We start from the raw sequence: 17,965 nt of genomic DNA on the forward strand, positions 1-17,965 counted from the left end.
GGATCTCCTGCGTGTCTTCCTGGCTCGACTACACGATCAACGGGCTGATCGTCGGTAACGTCTACGCCCTCGTTGCGGTCGGGCTCGCGCTGATCTTCGGCGTCAGCCGGCTGATCAACTTTGCGCAAGGATCGATCTACCTCGTCGGCGCCTATATCGGCTGGGTCGCGGTGGTGCAGCTGCATACGCCACTGCCGCTCACCATCATTCTGGTCGCGGTGGCGGCGGCGCTGGTCGGCTTGATCATCGAGCGGTTCGGCCTGCGCCCGCTGCAGAACTCGGTGCGCATCGCACCGCTGCTGGCGACCATCGGCATCAGCTTCGTGCTCGATCAGCTCGTGATGCTGACTTTTTCGCCCAATCCGCGCGCATTGCCGAGCCAGTTGCCGGATGTCCGCTTCCAGATCGGCGGCGGCACGATCGGCCCGCTCGATCTGCTCATCGCCGGTGTCGGCCTCACCAGCGCGTTGCTGCTGTTCGTGTTCCTGCGCTACAGCAAGCTCGGCTGGGCCGTGCGTGCCACCGCGCAGGACCGCGACGCCGCGATGCAGATGGGCGTCGACGTCAACCGCGTCAATCAGGCCGTGTTCGGCATTGCGGCTGCGCTCGGCGGCGTCTCCGGCCTGCTGGTCGGTATGTACTATAACCAGATCGACACCGCGATGAGCCTGCAGGCGACGCTCAAGGGCGTCGTCGCCGAAGTCGTCGGCGGTGCCGGCAATGTGCCGGGTGCGGTGATCGGCAGCCTGCTGCTGGGATTGGTGGAGAGCTACGGCGTCGCCGTGTTCGGCACCAGCTACCGCAATTTGTTCGCGTTCCTGCTGCTGGTCGTGGTGCTCGTGCTGCGCCCGAACGGTCTGTTCGCCAGCGCACGGCAGGCGCCGCCCGAGCCGCTCACCGGCACTTTCATCGCGCCGAGCCGCCCGGTGCGGATTCCGCGCTGGGCTCTGCTGATCGCTGCCGCCGTCTTCGCGATCCTGCCGCTGTTGCCCCTGTCGTTCTACGTGCTCCAGACCCTGATCAACGCCTGGCTGCTCGGCATGCTCGCGCTGAGCCTCACCCTGGTTGCAGGCACGATTGGTCAGGTCTCGCTGGGACACGCCGCGCTGCTCGCGATCGGCGCCTACACCTCCGCGCTGCTGTCGCTCACGTTCGCTGTCCCGGTCGGCCTTGCCATCATCGGCGGCGGCCTGATGAGTGCTGCGCTGGGCACGGCGCTGATCTCGCCGTCGTTCCGGCTGCGCGGACATTATGTGTCAATCGCGACGCTCGCGATCGGCGAGATCGTCTCGCTGGTGATCCTGAATTGGGAGAGCGTCACGCGCGGGCCGATCGGCATCTCCGGAATCCCGCCGCTGTCGCTGTTTGGCTATGAGCTGGTCAGCCCGATTTCGATCTACTGGTTCAGCTTCATCGTGATGGTCGTGCTGGCGCTGCTGCAGGGACGCCTGCTCGGCTCGCATCTCGGCCGCAGCTTTCGCGCCATCCGCGACGACGACATCGCCGCGCGGGCCTATGGCCTCAGCCTGAATCGCTACAAATCGCTGGCCTTCATCTTCGGCGGCTTTGCCGCGGGGGTCAGCGGCGGCATCGCCGCGCATCTCTATTCCTATATCAACCACGAGACCTTCAACACGCAGCAATCCATCCTGGCGCTGACCGTCGTCATCCTCGGCGGTCTCGGCAATGTCGTCGGGGCGATTCTCGGGGCGGTCGCGCTGGTCGGCCTGCCGGAAGTGTTCCGCATCGCGGCGGAGTATCGCATCCTGATCTACGGCATCGTGCTGCTGCTGCTGGTGCGGTTCAGGCCGCAGGGCCTTTTGGGGACGGTGTGATGATGGACGCACACACGGCGATGCTGTCCCTGCGCGGGCTCACGCGGCGCTTCGGCGGCCTCACCGCCGTCGACGCCATCGATCTCGATCTCGCCAAAGGCGAGCTGATCAGCATCATCGGCCCGAACGGGGCGGGCAAGACAACGCTGTTCAATCTCGTGACCGGGCTTGACCTTCCGGACGCCGGGACGGTTCGCTTCGAAGGTCAGGACATCACAGGTTTCTCGCCGGAACGCCTGGCGGCCGGAGGCATCGCGCGGACGTTCCAGCTCGGCCGCGTCTTCGGCAATCTCAGCGTGATGGACAACGTCCTGATCGGTGCGCATACGCGCTTGCGCGCGGTGAAACCGGCAGTGCCGGTGATCGGCCCGCTGCTGGAATTGGGTCTGGCGCTGCTGCGCCCCGCTAGCGTCAAGGCGGAGGAAGAGCGGCTGCGCGAGGAGGTGAAGGTCATTCTCGCGCGCTTCGGCGAGCGGTTGCTGCCGCGTATCGATCAGCCGGCCTACAGCCTCTCTTACGCCAACCGCCGCCGCGTCGAGATCGCGCGCGCGCTCGCCTTGAAGCCGCGCCTGCTGCTGCTGGACGAGCCGACCGCCGGCATGAATCCGACCGAGACCACGGAGATGCAGGGGCTCGTCGCCGAGCTGAAAGCCGAAGGGCTGACGATCTTGCTGATCGAGCACAAGCTCGAAATGGTGATGCGCCTCTCCGATCGCGTCATCGTCATGGACGAGGGCAAGAAAATCGCGGAAGGCCCGGGCGAAGCGGTGCGCGGTGATCCCAAGGTGATCGAGGCCTATCTCGGCCACGGCCTGACGACGAAGCAGGAGAGCGCGGCATGACGAACCCGCCTCCCGATGCGCTGCTCGCGATCACCGACGTCAATACCTTCTATGGTCAGGCCCAGGTGCATTTCGACCTGTCGATATCAGTTCCGCGCGGCCACATCGTCTGCCTGCTCGGCGGCAATGCCAGCGGCAAATCGACCACGATGAAGATCATTCTAGGCCTCGTGAAGCCGCGCTCGGGCGACGTGACGTTCGACGGCACTTCGCTACTGGGACTTACCACGCCGCAGATCGTCCGCCGCAGCATCGCCTCGGTGCCGGAGGCACGGCGGCTGTTCGCCGACATGAGCGTCCGCGAGAACATTTTGATGGGCGCCTTCGTGCGCGACGACCGCGAGGCGATCGCGCAGGATCTCGACAAGATGCTCACGCTGTTCCCGAAGCTCGGCCAACGGCTGTCGCAGCGCGCCGGCTCGCTCTCCGGCGGCGAGCAGCAGATGGTCGCGATGGCGCGCGCGCTGATGAGCCGTCCCAGGATGATCGTGATGGACGAGCCGACCATGGGCCTGTCGCCGCTTTACGTCGACCGCGTGCTGGAACTGATCCGTACCATCAACCAGGAGGGCGTCTCGGTCTTCATGGTCGAGCAGAACGCCAGCCTCGCGCTCGAGATCGCGCACGAGGCCTATGTGCTCCAGACCGGCAAGATCGTTCTCTCCGGCTCCGCCCGCGCGCTGAAGGACGATCCCCGCATCCGCGATGCCTATCTCGGCGGCTCCGAGGCGGCGTAGCGCCATCTCGGCCTGCATGGTTCGAGACGCCCGCCCTTGGCGGGCGCCTCACCGTGAGGGTCTGGCGATCTCGCGGCGAAGCAAGACCTCATCCTAAAGGAGCCCGCGCAGCGGCGTCCCGAAGGACGCCGCAAGCACTGCTGCAGAACCGTGCCGCCCCTCCGGGATTGCACTGGTCAGTATGACCACCTTATGAAAAGATCATACCGCTCGTGCGATGGGTCGTGCAGCGGACGGAATGACTGGCGTGACGAAATTATCTTTGCGGGCGGTCGACCCCGGAATGATGCTGCTGTTCGGCGGGTTGATCGCGGCCAACATCGGGGCGTGGGCTTGGGCGTTCGCGGCGTTCGGTGACCGGCCGACGGTGATGGCGACCGCGCTGCTTGCCTGGGTGTTCGGCCTGCGCCACGCCGTCGATGCCGACCACATCGCGGCCATCGACAACGTCGTGCGCAAGCTGATGCAGGCCGGCGATGCGCCGCGCAGCGTTGGTCTCTATTTCGCGCTTGGTCATTCCACCGTGGTTGTGGTCGCGACCATGCTGCTCGCGCTGGGCTTGGTGAGCCTTGGCGGCGACAGCCTGCTCAAGGACGTCGGCGGCTTCATCGGCACGTCGGTGTCGGCGCTGTTCCTGCTGGTGATCGCGGCCATCAACCTGGTCATCTTCGCCGGCCTGTGGCGGACGTTCCGGATCGCGCGCGCGCAAGGCATCCACGACGCCGCGCAGCTTGATGCGCTGCTCGCCAGCCGCGGATTGCTGGCGCGGCTGCTCGGCCCGATGTTCCGCCTGGTGACCAAGCCGGCGCATATGTACCCGCTCGGCTTCCTGTTCGGCCTCGGCTTCGACACCGCCACCGAGATCGGCCTGCTCAGCATCTCCGCCAGCGAATACGCGCTTGGTGCATCGCTGGCCGACGTCATGGTCTTTCCCGCGCTGTTCGCATCAGGCATGGCGCTGGTCGATACCGCCGATTCCGCGCTGATGGTCAGCGCTTATCGTTGGGCCTTCGTCGATCCCTTACGGAAGCTCTGGTACAACCTCACGATCACCGGTGCCTCGGTCGCGGTGGCGCTGTTGATCGGCGGCATTGAGGCGCTTGGCCTGATCGGGGATCGGCTCGGCCTGTCTGGCGGTGTGTGGACGCTGGTCGACGGCCTCAACGATTCGCTCGCGAACGTCGGCTTCGCCGTGATCGCGCTGTTCGCGATTGCATGGCTGGTTTCGGTCGTGCTCTATCGCAGGCTATACGCGCTCGAGCGGCGGCGCACGCCTGATGTGCTGGTGGGCGCCGATGCTACCGAGACAGCATGAGTCAATCGTGGGCTCAAGCCGAAGCTGCGCTCTCCGCCGGCAGATCGTCGGCATTGGGATCGCCCGGCGCGGTGGCCCAGGCCAATTCCACCAGCGTCACGAACCTGCGGCCGGCGCCGTCGAGCTGGCAGACGATCAGGCCCTGCTCTTCCATGTAGCCGAGCAGGCGCTGCGCCCGGCGCAGCGAATGCGAGCCGTAGGCGCGGGCGATCGCGGCGTCACCGGGACACGGCCAGCCTTCTTTCGCCGCACGCGCGATCATCATGAAGACGCCCTGCATGTCGTCGGGAAGGATCGAGGCGCGGAGCGACACGTCCTGCCAGGCGTCGTCTTCGGCATGCTCGGCGCCGAGCCCGGCGCGTGCCCGTGTCAGCATGCGGCGGAATTCGGTGAGGTCGGGCACCGCCGAGCCGAGGCCCTCGATGCGGCAGCGGACCACGAACTCCTGGTACAGCACGCCCACCGCGCGGAAACCGGCATCGGGCGCGGCGAGCACGGCACGAAGGGTCCGATCCACGCGTTCGCGCCGTTCAGCGAGCTCTTCGGCACTAATCGGGACCTCGATTATTTCGGGGCCGATCTCCGGTGCCGCAGCCTTCGCGGCGCGGAGCTGCTCGAGCAGATCGGGCGCGGGCCGGCGCTGCGGCCGGCTGGCATCGGGCGGCGGCGCGGCCAGGATCACGGCGCGCATATTTTCGAGTGCGGCTTCGGGCATCGGCATCAGCCGCGGCGTGGAATTGCGCGGCTGGGTTTCGGTCGCGCCGATGTTCAAACGCAGCGGCCGGCGTGACAGCGCGGGGCCGAGCGCCATGAATTGTCCGCGTTCGAGATCGCGAAACGATTCGGCCTGCCGCCGCTCCATGCCGAGCAGGTCGGCGGCGCGCGCCATGTCGATGTCGAGGAAGGTGCGGCCCATCAGGAAGTTGGACGCTTCCGCCGCGACGTTCTTGGCGAGCTTCGCCAGCCGCTGGGTCGCGATGATCCCGGCAAGCCCGCGCTTGCGGCCGCGGCACATCAGATTGGTCATCGCGCCGAGCGAAAGCTTTCGCGCTTCGTCCGAGACTTCCCCCGCGACCGCAGGCGCAAACAGCTGCGCCTCGTCGACCACGACCAGCATCGGATACCAATGGTCGCGGTCCACGTCGAACAGTCCGCCGAGGAAGGCCGCGGCGCGGCGCATCTGGTTCTCGGCGTCGAGCCCTTCGAGGTTGAGCACGGTGGAGACGCGATGCAGCCGCGCGCGCTCGCCGGCAACCTGAAGGCCGCGTTCGGTGTGATCCTGGGCCTCGATCACGAGATGGTCGAAATGCTCCGCCAGGGAGACGAAATCGCCTTCGGGATCGATGATCGCCTGCTGCACCCAGGGTGCGCTCTGCTCCAGCAGCCGCCGCAGCAGATGTGATTTTCCGGAACCCGAATTGCCTTGCACCAGGAGGCGGGTCGCCAGCAGTTCCTCGAGGTCCATGGCCGCCGCGGCGCCCGCCGTGGTCTGCCCCATCTCGATCGCAACCGTCATGCCCGACTCAAGTCCCATCATTCGCGGACAGGGGCTTATCAATCCGGCCGTGGCGCGTCGAGCACCATGGCGTAAATCATGCGTTGTTGCCCACGGCGGATTTCAGGCGCGATTCGATTGCCGTAGAAGTGCGGGCCGATAGGGCGCTTGCGGACCGGCGTCCTGGGGTATCACTTGCGCGAGTTCCCCCCTTGATGTGCGAAACCGCCATTGCACCGTGCGCTTGGCATGCGCCCAGCCAATGATGGGTGCGGGGCAAAGGGGATCGCGGCCCGTTACAGCGCGCCCGATCCGCCCTGCACGATCTTCTCGTTGAGCTTCAGGTCCACGGTCTCGACCGTGCGGTCGATCTCTGCATTGGGCGCGCCGAGCTGATGCGAGATCAGCTTGACCAGCAGGTCGACGCGCTCGATGAAGGGCGCGCCGCCGGCCACCGCGCGTGCGGCCGATGACGGCTTCAGCAGGCTCTCGGCAGCCTTGGCGTATTTCGCGAACGGCACCTGGTCCTGCGGATCGGCGCCGAGACGCCTGGCGATGGCGTCGACATGCTCGTAGATCGTCTGCGAGCGCGCGAGATCACCGTGCACGGCGTCCCGGATCGACTGCGGCTCGTGCGGCGTGATGCAGCGGTAGTTGCCGGTCAGCAGCATCGACCATTTGGCCAGCGGCACGAACAGGGAATCGAACACCTTCAGCTTCACCGGCACGTCGTGGCCGTCGAGGGTCACCGCGTCGATGTCGGCTTCGAGCTCGCGCAGCACCTTGTTGTGCTTCTCGTCGGCGAACACGGATGCCTTGAAATTCGTGGGCAGACCGACGTGCAGCACGTTCGCAGCCTCTTCCGGCGGACGGAATGCCTGCGGGTCGGGCGAGCACAGGTCACCAGCCCCGGCTCGAAGCGCTCCCACACCTGCGCATTGGTGTAGGCCTCCTCGAGATCCATGTCTGCGAGCGAGGGGATCCGCTTCAGATAGGGCAGCGGCGGCATGTTCATGATCGAGAGGCACGGCAGCTTCGCCGCGGCGATCCTGACCATGAGAACGCGCACCGTATGGTTGGTGTATTGCGGCTCCTGCATCGCAAGGCCGACCATGTCGTAACGCGACAAGTCCACATTGGCCGGCGTCACGGCGTCGAGCTTGCCGGGCAGGTCGCGCGAGAAGATGGCGCGGTGAACGGCCTCGTCACGCAACTTGATTCGCACCTCGGTCCCCTCGCGGTTGATCAGCTCCGCGGTCTTGGCGCGGCAGACCAGGGTCACATTGTGCCCCGCCATCAGCAGCTTCGTGCCCAGCAGGGAACCGTAGGAAGCCCCGAGAATCAGGATGTTACGCGCCATGTCTCGTCCCTTTGACAATTTGTGATTTTTAAGACCCGGCCGTCATCCGCGGGCGAGTTTGGCGGGCATGTAAGGCAAAGTGCGTGCGGATGGCAACTGGGATAATGGATACAAGGCGCGGATCAGCGGGCGGCCCGGCGTGTTGCTTGACGCCGAAAGCAAGACGACGCCAAACCGGCGGCGGTTGTGCAGGGTCGTTGAGTTGCTCAAATAACTGCCTTACCGAAGTAAGAAATGTTGCACATCTCGATCGCCCAGGCTCTCCCAGAACGCGATCATACCTCGTCACGTCTCGCGCGCCGGGTGCGGATGAGCGACTTCGAGGATTTTGTCGCGCCGGTTTTCCTGCGACATTGACTAGCGGAAAGCCCTTTGGCGAAGGCCATCGGCATCGATCAGGCGGTAACCCGCCGCATTTTTATCGCTGGCGTGATTGGTGGCGCGCCGGATCGGCGTCATGAGGAATCATGATGGAAGCCGACACAGGCGATGCCTTCTCCCTCGTTAAATGAGCTCCAATTTTAGTCGTCCACCGCAACAAAAAACTGCAAACGCGGGACAGCAAAAAATGGCAGAGTGGTGCGGGGCCTAAACTGTGTATCAGCAACGGAGCTGAGACGTGACGATTGAGTTGGAGTCGGCGTGCGACTTGTTTTGCGACCGGTTCGTTCGGACTGTAGTCCGTCCGGTCCAGTGCCCCCGCCCGCGAAGGGAAAACGGAACGATCATCGGGACGGCAGACGCAAGCGCGATCACGCACGCATGACATCGCCTCGAGCAGACATGCAGGGCGTTGCGCTGACAGCGCTGCGCCCAGTCCAAGCAACCGCCGACGCGCCGTTCGGGGACGGGCATGGAAGATGATCATTGGCCTCACGGCACGTGCGACGGCGCCGGTCGAAGCCTGGCGTGCTTGCGAAAACGCGCGTCCCATTTTTTCGAAAGCTTGTCCGTCGCGGAACTCGTGCGCGAGGCGCACAGGCATCGGTGGATTTCGGAGTGGTTGAGGATCTCACGCGAGTACCGGATATTCGCCGAATCGGCGCGCGTAACCAGTTCAGCTCAGATCGCGCGGGAAGCGTGGCTGTGCTCGCTGACGGCCCTTGAAGTCGCGAGGAACCTGTCTTGGCCCGGAGATCCCGGGGGTACCGACCTCGTAGACAAGGTCAGACTCTGCCTGAGGGGCTTCGAGGAGGACGCCGGTTCGGCGATCGAGCGTGTGGAGATCGACTGCTTTGATCAAGGCTCGCTTGCGGGCTACTTTCTGCCGGCGTTCCCCGATCGGTCTTTCGCACCCGCGGTTATCTGCGTCAGCGACGAGGACATCACCCTCGGCTCGATGATGAGCAGGCTGTTGCCGGCTTCAGGGCGACGGAACGTGTCACTCCTGCTCGTTGATGCCGGCGATTCATCCGGTCGTAGCCCCTTCAAGCCGGCGCATATTCTTCAATGCTGGCTGGATTACCTGGAAGCTCGTCCGGACGTCGATTCGCAGCAGATCGCGGTCTACGGCGAGGGGGCGGCCGCCAGTCACGCATCCCGTCTTGCCCTCGTGGATCGCAGAATGGCTGCCGCCGTGTGCGACGGCGGCATTGCGACGCCGGTCATGCGCCGGGCATCGCTGCGCTGGATGATCGGCGTCGAGCAGGCGGTCCGTGACGGGCCCTCGACGGGTTCGTTGCTGCCGTTGTGTCGGATACCTTGCCCGCTTCTGATGGTCGTCGGCAGCCGCTCAATGGTTTGGGAGGAGGATGCTCTCGAACTGCAAGCCGGCTATCGGCAGGCCGGAGCCGATTGCGCGACCGTCGTGCCGAACTGCATTCCGTACCCTCTGGGCGAGGTCGAGAATTTCATCGCGGTGGACGATTTCATTTTCGAATGGCTCGACAGCAAACTTGGAATTGCCCGCCAGCTGGATTCCGTGACCTACCTCTAAGGCGCCAAGAGATTGGGAAGGCGAGAAAAGATTGGGAAGGCGAGGAGAGATTGGGGATGAATCGAGGCGCGCGTTCCGCGCCTGACGTCAGGAGTCAGGAAGCGTCGATGGCCAGCAACCGTGCGGCCAGCCGGGCATTCTTGGCAATCGTTGCGAGCGCGGCATTCAGGTCGGCCAAGGTCTTCTCGTCGAGCTCGTTGAACATGGTCGAGTTCAAGGCGAGCTTTCTCTTCGACAGTTTTTCAATCTCCGTCGTTGCTTTCGCCGTCAGCGACATCAGGACGTAGCGTGCGTCGTCTGCGGCCGGCCGTCGCGACAGGAAGCCGCCCTTTTCGAGACTCTTGGTCTGGTTGGTGACGAAGGCGGGGTGGACGCGCAGCTTGTTCGCGATGTCGATTCCCGCGACACCTCGCCCCTGGTCCAGTTCGGTGATGGCCATCAGGATCAGCCATTGCGGCTCGGTAATGCCCAGCAGTCCGGCCCAGCTGGTGTGGATGTCCTCCAGCTGGGAATGAATTTCGACGACGTTCCAGATGAAGTCCGTAATCGCCCTGTCGAGTTTCTTCTCGATCATGTGGCTCCCTCCCCGTTTATCCCTTGCCTATCCTTAATGGGATATCTTGGAAGCGTCTCGAAAATCGCGCGCCGACCAAAGGGTAGATACCGCGCGGAAGAAATCGTAGGCTCACTTATTACTTGCAAAGAACAATTAATTTTATTATCGACTATCGCACTCTATTTCGCTGCTCTTGACCCACGCGACGGACGGCGATGCGAGACCTCCAAGAAGCCCTCGGGATGCCCCCCGAGGGCTTTTTCTGGTTTTTCTATGGTGATCTTCCGGGGTGATATCGCGCTGTTGCCCTCAAGCCACATCGCGACCCGAAGTGTCGATTCATCAAAGCAATAAATTGAGACCATTGTTTTTATAAACTATATGTGAAGCCGCGACGGAGGGGGCACCTCGCTGTCGTTTCAGTCCGAACCTTCGGTGCGGACCTGAATTGAACGGAAATTGAGAGGGTAAAGCGGCGTCCACCGAGGACCCGGGCCCCCTGAACCGACCTGGAGGTTTACTGATGAAGTTGACGAAGACACTCTTTCTCGGCTCGGCTGCCGGCCTGATGGCCGCCTCCGGGGCGTTCGCTGCCGATCTTCCCGTGAAGGCCAAGGCGGTCGAATACGTGAAGATCTGCTCGCTGTACGGCGCCGGTTTTTACTACATCCCCGGCACCGACACCTGCATCAAGCTGGGTGGTTACCTGCGTGCCGATGCGAACCTCAATACCAATTCGGACTTCAACCCGAACCAGAGCGGTGTTGCCGGTGCACGCAACCGCCTGATGAACTACTACACCTTCCGCGCTCGTGAAGACCTCAACATCGACACCCGCACCGCGACCGAATACGGCGTGGTCCGCACGTTCTTCGACGGCGTCTTTACCTGGACGACCGGCAACTATTCGGGCACCGGTTCGGCAACGGGTGGCACCCAGTACAGCGGTACGCTCGGTCTCAACGCTGCGGGCACAGGCCTCGTCGGTTCGGGTAGCGGCAACGTCAACGGCACCGACGGCAATACCTCGGCCGGTGCGCTCGGCGTATACTACGCCTTCATCCAGTTCGCCGGCTTCACGATGGGTAAGGCCGTGTCGCAGTTCGACGCGCCCTGGACCAACTATCCCGGCAACATCACCGACAACCTCGTCGGCGGCAGCGGCACCGTTACCGGCGTCACCCAGTTCACCTACACCGCCGACTTCGGCCAGGGCGTCACGGCATCGTTCTCCGCTGAAGATGCGACGGCCTACTATCAGGCCGGCAACCTCAACATGACCGGCGCGACCGCAGGTGGCATCATCGGCGGCTCATACGGCACCAACGCCCTCGGCGGCTCGCGTTCGCCGAACCTCGTCGGTCAGCTGCGTGTCGATCAGGCCTGGGGTCTCTTCCAGGCGTCAGTGGCTGCGCATGACAACCATGTCGCCTATTACGGCGCGACCGAAGCCACCGGCCATCCCGACGACAAATGGGGTTGGGCTGTTCAGCTCGCTTTGTCGATCAAGAACATCCCGACCGGCGCGGGTGACACGATCAACATCCAGGGCGTCTACACCGACGGCGCGACCCGCTACAACTTCCAGAACCTGTCGGGCAGCAGCTACTCGCTGTTCGGTAGCTCGGGTGTTGCCTACCAGAGCGTTGGCTTCGCCAATGCTCCTGACACGGTGTACGTGACCGGTAGCTCGCAGGAAACCGTCAAGACCTGGGGCTTCCGTGGCGCTTACACCCACAACTGGGATCCCAACTGGAACTCCTCGCTGTACGGTGCTTACGCTCAGGCCCAGTTCGGCACGCTGGCCAAGACCACCATCTGCGGCGCCGGCGGCGGCGCCGGTGTGTTCGGAGCCCTGGCAGGTGTGACGGGTTGCAACCCGGACTTCGCGATCGGCCAGCTAGGTGTCGTCACCCGGTGGACCCCGGTCAAGAACCTGACCTTCTCGGCGGACGTGTCCTGGACCCATCTCGACCAGAAATATTCTGGTACGGTTGGCGCCTCCCCGAGCGTCGCGACCGCCAAGCCGACCGCGGCCTACGAGCTGAAGGATCAGGACTCGGTCGCCATGATCCTCCGCGCTCAGCGCAACTGGTAAAATCTATCGAAACACATGAACGAACACCCGGCGGGAAACCGCCGGGTGTTTTTTTGCGCAAGGCAGATGATATAGGGCGGCGAAGCCCCGGTGCCCGGATGGAGCGCAAGCGTGATCCGGGGGCTGCTCGCGCTGCGTCCGGCACCTTCCCGGATCACGCTTCGCTTCATCCGGGCTACGGGACCGCGCCTGTGTCGCCCCCCTGTCAATCCGCTCTCACAAAAATATTCCGCTTTACCGAAATTCGGAAATGGCGTATGTGTCGTCCATCCCGGCTCATCCTTGAGGGGCGATCTTGTGGTCGTCATGTTCGCGAGCCGGGCTTGCGGTGGACGCGGCAGCGTTCGGGTGCGAGAGGCCAAGGGCAGGGCGGATTGCTCTCCGTGAGAAGGCTGCGTTCCGACGAGCGGCGCTGCTAGGCTTCGTCTCGTCTGTAAGTTTCCGGCTCCGTCGACAGGGCTGGAAAAACTGCGGCGAAATGGCGAGCCGTGCGTACGGCAAAACCGTGTGGTCCTGGCCGTCGTTGCTACGGTCAAGCCCTGGCGAATGCGGCATCCGCGTCAACCGGCGCGGTGCCGGTGACTTTCGTTGGGACGAGGGAGGCCAGAACGAACTCGGCTCCCGGGAGAGCACGGCATAAGCCGTCCAACCATCGCGCAGGGAAGGCCGAGTGATTGGCTACACCTGTATGCTGCTGTGCGGTTTCCTTGCGCTACATTTTCGCGCAGCGGACCGCGGGTGCCAGCCGGCACCCGGTCTTCCCTGCGCCCTCTTGGCTTTGAGGGTGGAATGACCAGGCAAAGCTCGGGCGAAACGCCGCGAGGACGCGAAGGCGTGTCTACGGCTACACACTCCCTGTCATCGCCCGGCTTGACCGGGCGATCCAGTATTCCGAGACAGTTATGATTGAACCGAGAAGCCGCGGCGTACTGAATTCCCCGCTTTCATCGGGGAATGACAGTGGTGCTGGGAGGACGAGCCGCCGCCTCATACTCCGTCATTGCGAGCGCAGCGAAGCAGAGTCTTACCGCGGAGAGACTCTGGATTGCTTCCGCCTTCGCTAAAGCTTCGGCGGACAAGTCGCTGCCTCGCAATGACGATGTGGGGAGAATGTGCGCCACACTCCGTTCTCGTGCCCTGGACGCAGCGCAGCGCTTTTGCGGTGCGGCTGCAGAGCCGGGGCCCATCTCGCCGCATCACGCCGTGTCGCCCTGGTCCCGGTTCTGCGCAGCAGCGCCATAAGCGCGTTTACGCGCGTCTTCGACACGCTTTGCGCGTTGCAGCTTGTCCGGAACATCAGAGGCTCTGTGCGCCTTTCAGAGATCGCCACCGCGCGGATATTTACGCGTGCCTCACCCCTGGTTCACCACACGCGCGCGGTCGAGATGCTCCTCGATCTTGGGACGGTCGCGGGTGCGCTCGAAACTGGTGCAGAGCAGTTCAGTCTCCTCGAGCGAAACCGGGGCGCGATACAGCCGGCACATGAATTCGGCCGTTGCGCGTCCCTTGCCGGTACCCGGCCCGCGTTCGGCGAGAAACATGCAGTCCCGGCAGACGCTGGCATCGAGCCGCTGATGTGCCGCGTCGAGATGATTGAGGATCTCGCGCAGCGAATCGCGCAGCCTGACGCACTCGTCGGGTCCGAGCGCCGTGACCGCGTTCAGCACGTGATTGACCGGATCGTGCTGGCTCAGGCACTTCTCGCCCTGCGCAGTGACGTGCAGCACGACAGAACGCTTGTCTTCGTGCGACGGCTTTCGCACCAGGAAGGTCTTGCTCTCCAGCGTCTTCACGATCTGCGATGCAGTCGCCCTGGTGGCGCCGATGAAGCCGGCGAGCGCGGAGGGCGTGCGCGAAAACCTGTTGGCGCGGCCGAGAAAGCGCAGCGCCATCCATTCCCGATCGCGCAACCCATGCTGATCGCCTTCGAAATACCAAGCCCTCGCTGCCTGAACAAGCAGCTCCACGGCTTCTCTTGCCAATGGCATGAATTCCTACCTTGCCCCGGGAGTCACGTCTGCGGCGCTCCGGAGCCGCCTTCCGCCGTTGCGCACGAGCCGTTTGCGAGAAGCCGGACCACCGGCAATGTCCGACACATGCACCGTGCTCTTCTGTCGCGTGAAGGCACGGCCTGCCCGGCGCCCGACCTGGACTGATGAGCACTGCAAGCTATGGCGTGGGAGGCGGTGTTGCTGTGGATATGCCATTCGCGGCGTCGTCGCACGGGAGCCCGAATAGCCGTCGCCACCAGACGATGGATCGGAGTAGTTCAACCGAAGCCCCTAAGGTTCAAGTCACACGCAGACGTTTCTTATCTTCCGACGAAACGATGAATGACCTTCTCAACAAAATCAAGTAGAGACCATCTCGCAGACAGGATGTCGTCGCAGGCGAATGTAACGTTCAAGACAATCTCGCTCCTCGGGACACATGATGGTGAACGCAATACGCTGTCCCACGAGCAACATGCACGCGACTATGCGACGGTTTTATTGCACGGCCCGTTGGCTGTCGTTGATGCAAGTTGATCGAAGCTTGTGCAGGACGACGATGTGCGTCCGCATGTCATCCACAACTTGTGCGTTCTGCCAAGAATTGTTCGAGGGAACTCACAGGAATTACACGCGGCGGTTGTCCGGACTGAATCAAGGAATCGCCGGTTCAGTCGCTTTCGGCGCGGCTCCGCTACTTTCTCACCCGAACGGTGGAGACGATCACGGCGGAAACCGGAGACGGGCGTGCATGTGCATGCGCTGGAAGCGTGGCGGCATGCGCAATCGCCTGTCGAAAACAACGAGCAAGGTGCGATCGCGTGGCGCCTCGCGCGCCGACTCAATCTGAGACTTGCTAGTCGCCCTTGAGCATGTCCCGCAGCTCGCGGAACGGATCGGCGCTTGGGGGAGCCGAAGCGTCCTGCCGCATCGCGCCATAGATTCTCGGGACCATGTCGACCGCCTGGTCGAGCCCCGAATCACGTCCCGCCTGGTATCCGCCCATCAGGCGAAGGTCGCGCGTGTCCTCGTATTTGGCGATCATGGCGCGCAGCTTGCTCACCAATTCGCGCTCTTCGGGGTCCCAGACGTTATGGGCGAGGCGGGAGACCGAACCCAGAACGTCCACCGCCGGGTAACGCGCCTGGTCGGCGATATGCCTGGAGAGCACGATGTGGCCATCAAGTGTGCTGCGGATGGTATCGGCGATCGGCTCGTTGTGATCGTCGCCATCCACCAGCACGGAGAAAATCCCGGTGATCGTCCCGGATCCCTCCTCGCCGGGTCCGGCGCGCTCCAGAAGGCGCGGCAGATCGGTAAAGACGGTGGGTGCGTAGCCGCGCGCGACCGCGGGCTCACCGGCGGCGAGCGCCACTTCACGGGCGGCGTGGGCGAAGCGGGTGATCGAATCGACCATGAGCAGGACGGATTCGCCCCGGTCTCGGAAATATTCGGCGACCGCCATGGCCGTCTTCGGCGCCAGTCGCCGCATCATCGGGCTCTCGTCTCCCGTCGACACGATCGTGACGGCGCGGTGACGATCGGCGCCCAGCACGTCCTCGATGAACTCGCGCACCTCGCGGCCGCGCTCGCCGACCAGTGCCAGCACGACCGTGTCAAAACCCTGGCTGCGGGCGAGCATCGCAAGCAGCGTCGATTTACCGACACCGGAGCCGGCAAAGATGCCGACACGCTGGCCGGCACAGATCGGGGCGAACAGGTCGATGACGCGTACGCCGGTGCGCAGCGGCTTGTGGACCCGCGCGCGCTTCATGGCCGAAGGCGCCTCCGCCTCGGCCGAGACCGGACGCGACCCGGGGGTGAGAGGGCCCTGTCCGTCCAGGGGCGCCCCGAGCGCGTTGATGACGCGGCCCTTCCAGCTCGGATCGGGCGCGAAGGACAGGGGCGGCATCCGGTAGGCGACCGAGCCGAGGCCGCCGGCGAACTGCCGGTCGAACGGCTTGGCGATGATGCCCTCGCTGTCGATCCGCACCACCTCGCCGATCTGGGGCTTGCCGCCGGAGTTGACGCCGATCAGCTCGCCAAGCCTGACGAAGCGCGACAGGCCGGAGACGCGGAAATGCGTCGACGCGATCTCGGAGATCGCGCCGCTGACGCTTGCCAGGGGAGTGCTCTGCTGAAGCTCCAGCAGCGCCCACTCAAGTTGCCGAAGAGCGTTCAAGGAAACCGTCCAACCTCATTGCGCGCGGGGCGCAGTCTATTTGCCGGGTTCGCCCAGCGTCCGGATTGCGTTCTGGAGCGAGCTCTCGGTGCCCTCGATCATCGAATTGGTGCCGTCGAAGGCGCGCGAGGCCGCGATCAGCCTCGTCAATTCCATCATCGGATTGGCGCCCGAGCCTTCGACATAGCCCTGCTTGAAGCCGTCGCGGGAGAAGTCGGCGATCGCGGTCGCAGGCCGGTTGGGCGTGACGCCCGAATTGCCGTAGCGGTCGAGATTGGCGTCGGCGGGAATGTTGAACAGGCCGATGGTGCCGATCTCGTTGTTGTCCTGGGTGATCGCGCCGCTGCGCGCGATCGAGACCGGTCCGCCGTTCGGATCGAGGGTGATCTGCGCGCCGCCGGAATCGATGACGGGGAAGCCGGACACGGTCTGAAGGTCGCCGTTGGCGGCGATCTGGAGTCGGCCGTCGCGCGTATAGACCGTTCCGTTCGGACCGGCGAAGGCGATCCAGCCCTGTCCGACCACGGCGACGTCGAGTGGGTTGCCGCTCTCGGTGATGCTGCCCATCTCGCGCGAGATGATGTTGTCGCCGGGCGAGGAGAAGGCGACCGGGTTCGCGCCCGCCTTGGACAGCACGGTCTCGAACTTCACCACGTCGGTGCGGAACGCCGCCGTGTTGACGTTGGCGACGTTGTTGGCGATCGTCTGGAGGCGCTTTTCGAGAGCGACCTGCGCCGACAATCCTACATAGAGGGCCGATTGCATGACTTACCTGTTGAACTTGATGTTCTGAAGTGTCGTGAGCACGTTGGAATCCATGCCGATCGACGTCGTGGCGCCGCCGATCAGGACCAGCGCCGGGTTGGTCGAGTTGTCGCTCTGGGCCTGGGTCGCATCCCACATCGCCGCGAAGCGCTGCACGAATTTGGTGACCTTGGCCGGGTCCTGGAAATCGGTGAGCTTGATCTTGCTCGTGATCATCTTGGCCTGGGCATCGATATCAGCCGAGCTGATCGTCGACGGCAGGCCGAGCGCCGTCTGCACCACTTGCGTCATCGCCTTGTCCGCGAGGATCTGGTAGGAATTGGTGATCGTGGAGGCCTTGCGCGTGAAATAGAGCGCCAGCCGCAGGCCCTCGTTCTGGTCGCCGGCCTTCTCCTCCATCGTCTGCGTAACGTATTGGGTCGCCGTGCCGGTCGTGGCCGCGGCGGTTTGGGTCGCCTTGTCGCCGAGGGCGGCGAAATTGAAGGCGGCGGCGAATTGCCGGTAGCGGATGTCGGTCAGCTTGTTGGCGAAGGTCTTGTTGTCGGCGATACCCTCGGTCAGCACCTTGCGCATGAACGCCTTGGCGTAGGTCATGTCGCTGAGGCCATATGCCTTCATCGCGTAAGAGTAGAGACGATAGTCCTTCAGGAAATCGTCGATGGTCTTCACGTTGCCGATGTGGCTGAGGAAATAATCGGTGTCACGGCTGACGTCCGGCTGCGTCGCGACCTGTGTCAGCGACTTGCCCATGTCCTTGGTCAGTCTGGTGTAGTCCGCGATGGTGGATAGCATGACACGCGCCCCTCTGGCCGCTCTCGCGACGTCGTCCCAAGCTGCCGTGAATCGCTTGCGC

12 protein-coding genes and 1 pseudogene are annotated in these 17,965 nt (G+C 64.0%); 6 read left to right on the forward strand and 7 right to left on the reverse strand.

The window, feature by feature from the left end; translation table 11 throughout:
- Window positions 1–11 precede the first annotated feature (11 nt).
- The 4 genes from IVA93_RS07650 (at window position 12) to IVA93_RS07665 (ending at window position 4,729) form a co-directional block, all read left to right on the forward strand.
- Entirely contained in the window at window positions 12–1,835 is a 1,824-nt protein-coding gene (locus tag IVA93_RS07650; RefSeq protein WP_018453941.1) for an ABC transporter permease, read from the forward strand.
- Window positions 1,835–2,677, forward strand: a complete 843-nt coding sequence (locus IVA93_RS07655; protein WP_018453942.1) for an ABC transporter ATP-binding protein — start codon at window positions 1,835–1,837, stop codon at window positions 2,675–2,677. Before IVA93_RS07650 ends, IVA93_RS07655 begins: the two co-directional genes overlap by 1 nt.
- Window positions 2,674–3,414 carry an ABC transporter ATP-binding protein gene (locus IVA93_RS07660; RefSeq protein WP_018453943.1) on the forward strand — a complete coding sequence of 247 codons (741 nt, stop codon included), beginning with the start codon at window positions 2,674–2,676 and terminating at the stop codon, window positions 3,412–3,414. Before IVA93_RS07655 ends, IVA93_RS07660 begins: the two co-directional genes overlap by 4 nt.
- A 283-nt stretch (window positions 3,415–3,697) precedes the next feature.
- Entirely contained in the window at window positions 3,698–4,729 is a 1,032-nt protein-coding gene (locus tag IVA93_RS07665) for a HoxN/HupN/NixA family nickel/cobalt transporter (RefSeq protein WP_018453944.1), read from the forward strand.
- Window positions 4,730–4,742: 13 nt separating this feature from the next.
- Here IVA93_RS07665 and IVA93_RS07670 read toward each other — a convergent pair whose 3' ends face one another.
- Window positions 4,743–6,245, reverse strand: a complete 1,503-nt coding sequence (locus tag IVA93_RS07670; RefSeq protein WP_026232634.1) for a helicase HerA domain-containing protein — start codon at window positions 6,243–6,245, stop codon at window positions 4,743–4,745.
- A gap of 275 nt (window positions 6,246–6,520) precedes the next feature.
- A pseudogene (locus IVA93_RS07675) lies at window positions 6,521–7,584 on the reverse strand (ketopantoate reductase family protein).
- A gap of 853 nt (window positions 7,585–8,437) precedes the next feature.
- On the opposite strand from IVA93_RS07675, the gene IVA93_RS07680 reads away from it, so the two are divergent.
- The gene (locus IVA93_RS07680) at window positions 8,438–9,520 is read left to right on the forward strand and encodes an alpha/beta hydrolase family protein (RefSeq protein WP_026232635.1); all 1,083 of its coding nucleotides are present in this window, start codon (window positions 8,438–8,440) and stop codon (window positions 9,518–9,520) included.
- Window positions 9,521–9,614: 94 nt separating this feature from the next.
- On the opposite strand, the gene IVA93_RS07685 is transcribed toward IVA93_RS07680, so the two are convergent.
- The gene (locus IVA93_RS07685; RefSeq protein ID WP_018453949.1) at window positions 9,615–10,094 is read right to left on the reverse strand and encodes a MarR family winged helix-turn-helix transcriptional regulator; all 480 of its coding nucleotides are present in this window, start codon (window positions 10,092–10,094) and stop codon (window positions 9,615–9,617) included.
- Window positions 10,095–10,599: 505 nt separating this feature from the next.
- Here IVA93_RS07685 and IVA93_RS07690 point away from each other — a divergent pair.
- Entirely contained in the window at window positions 10,600–12,174 is a 1,575-nt protein-coding gene (locus IVA93_RS07690; protein WP_085348489.1) for a porin, read from the forward strand.
- 1,352 nt (window positions 12,175–13,526) lie between these two features.
- Here IVA93_RS07690 and IVA93_RS07695 read toward each other — a convergent pair.
- The 4 genes from IVA93_RS07695 to IVA93_RS07710 form a co-directional block, all read right to left on the reverse strand.
- A complete protein-coding gene (locus IVA93_RS07695; protein WP_026232636.1) occupies window positions 13,527–14,162 on the reverse strand; it encodes a MarR family winged helix-turn-helix transcriptional regulator in 636 nt (211 codons plus the stop codon).
- Window positions 14,163–15,021: 859 nt separating this feature from the next.
- Window positions 15,022–16,347: a flagellar protein export ATPase FliI gene (fliI, locus tag IVA93_RS07700; protein WP_018453953.1), complete on the reverse strand. Its 1,326-nt coding sequence runs from the start codon at window positions 16,345–16,347 to the stop codon at window positions 15,022–15,024.
- Between the two features lie 36 nt (window positions 16,348–16,383).
- Window positions 16,384–17,112: a flagellar basal-body rod protein FlgF gene (gene flgF / locus IVA93_RS07705; protein ID WP_018453954.1), complete on the reverse strand. Its 729-nt coding sequence runs from the start codon at window positions 17,110–17,112 to the stop codon at window positions 16,384–16,386.
- A 3-nt stretch (window positions 17,113–17,115) separates the two neighbouring features.
- Entirely contained in the window at window positions 17,116–17,904 is a 789-nt protein-coding gene (locus IVA93_RS07710) for a DUF1217 domain-containing protein (protein WP_026232637.1), read from the reverse strand.
- Window positions 17,905–17,965 lie beyond the last annotated feature (61 nt).

The sequence above is a fragment of the Bradyrhizobium sp. 155 genome (assembly GCF_023101105.1).
In the GTDB taxonomy this organism is placed as follows: Bacteria; Pseudomonadota; Alphaproteobacteria; order Rhizobiales; family Xanthobacteraceae; genus Bradyrhizobium; species Bradyrhizobium canariense_D.

Bases quoted from the DNA above. Each gene is read 5' to 3' on its own strand.
- IVA93_RS07655 (WP_018453942.1), top strand. From the start codon at position 1,835: ATGATGGACGCACACACGGCGATGCTGTCCCTGCGCGGGCTCACGCGG.
- IVA93_RS07660 (WP_018453943.1), top strand. From the start codon at position 2,674: ATGACGAACCCGCCTCCCGATGCGCTGCTCGCGATCACCGACGTCAAT.
- IVA93_RS07665 (WP_018453944.1), top strand. From the start codon at position 3,698: ATGATGCTGCTGTTCGGCGGGTTGATCGCGGCCAACATCGGGGCGTGG.
- IVA93_RS07670 (WP_026232634.1), bottom strand. From the start codon at position 6,245: ATGACGGTTGCGATCGAGATGGGGCAGACCACGGCGGGCGCCGCGGCG.
- IVA93_RS07680 (WP_026232635.1), top strand. From the start codon at position 8,438: ATGGAAGATGATCATTGGCCTCACGGCACGTGCGACGGCGCCGGTCGA.
- IVA93_RS07685 (WP_018453949.1), bottom strand. From the start codon at position 10,094: ATGATCGAGAAGAAACTCGACAGGGCGATTACGGACTTCATCTGGAAC.
- IVA93_RS07690 (WP_085348489.1), top strand. From the start codon at position 10,600: ATGAAGTTGACGAAGACACTCTTTCTCGGCTCGGCTGCCGGCCTGATG.
- IVA93_RS07695 (WP_026232636.1), bottom strand. From the start codon at position 14,162: ATGCCATTGGCAAGAGAAGCCGTGGAGCTGCTTGTTCAGGCAGCGAGG.
- flgF (WP_018453954.1), bottom strand. From the start codon at position 17,112: ATGCAATCGGCCCTCTATGTAGGATTGTCGGCGCAGGTCGCTCTCGAA.
- IVA93_RS07710 (WP_026232637.1), bottom strand. From the start codon at position 17,904: ATGCTATCCACCATCGCGGACTACACCAGACTGACCAAGGACATGGGC.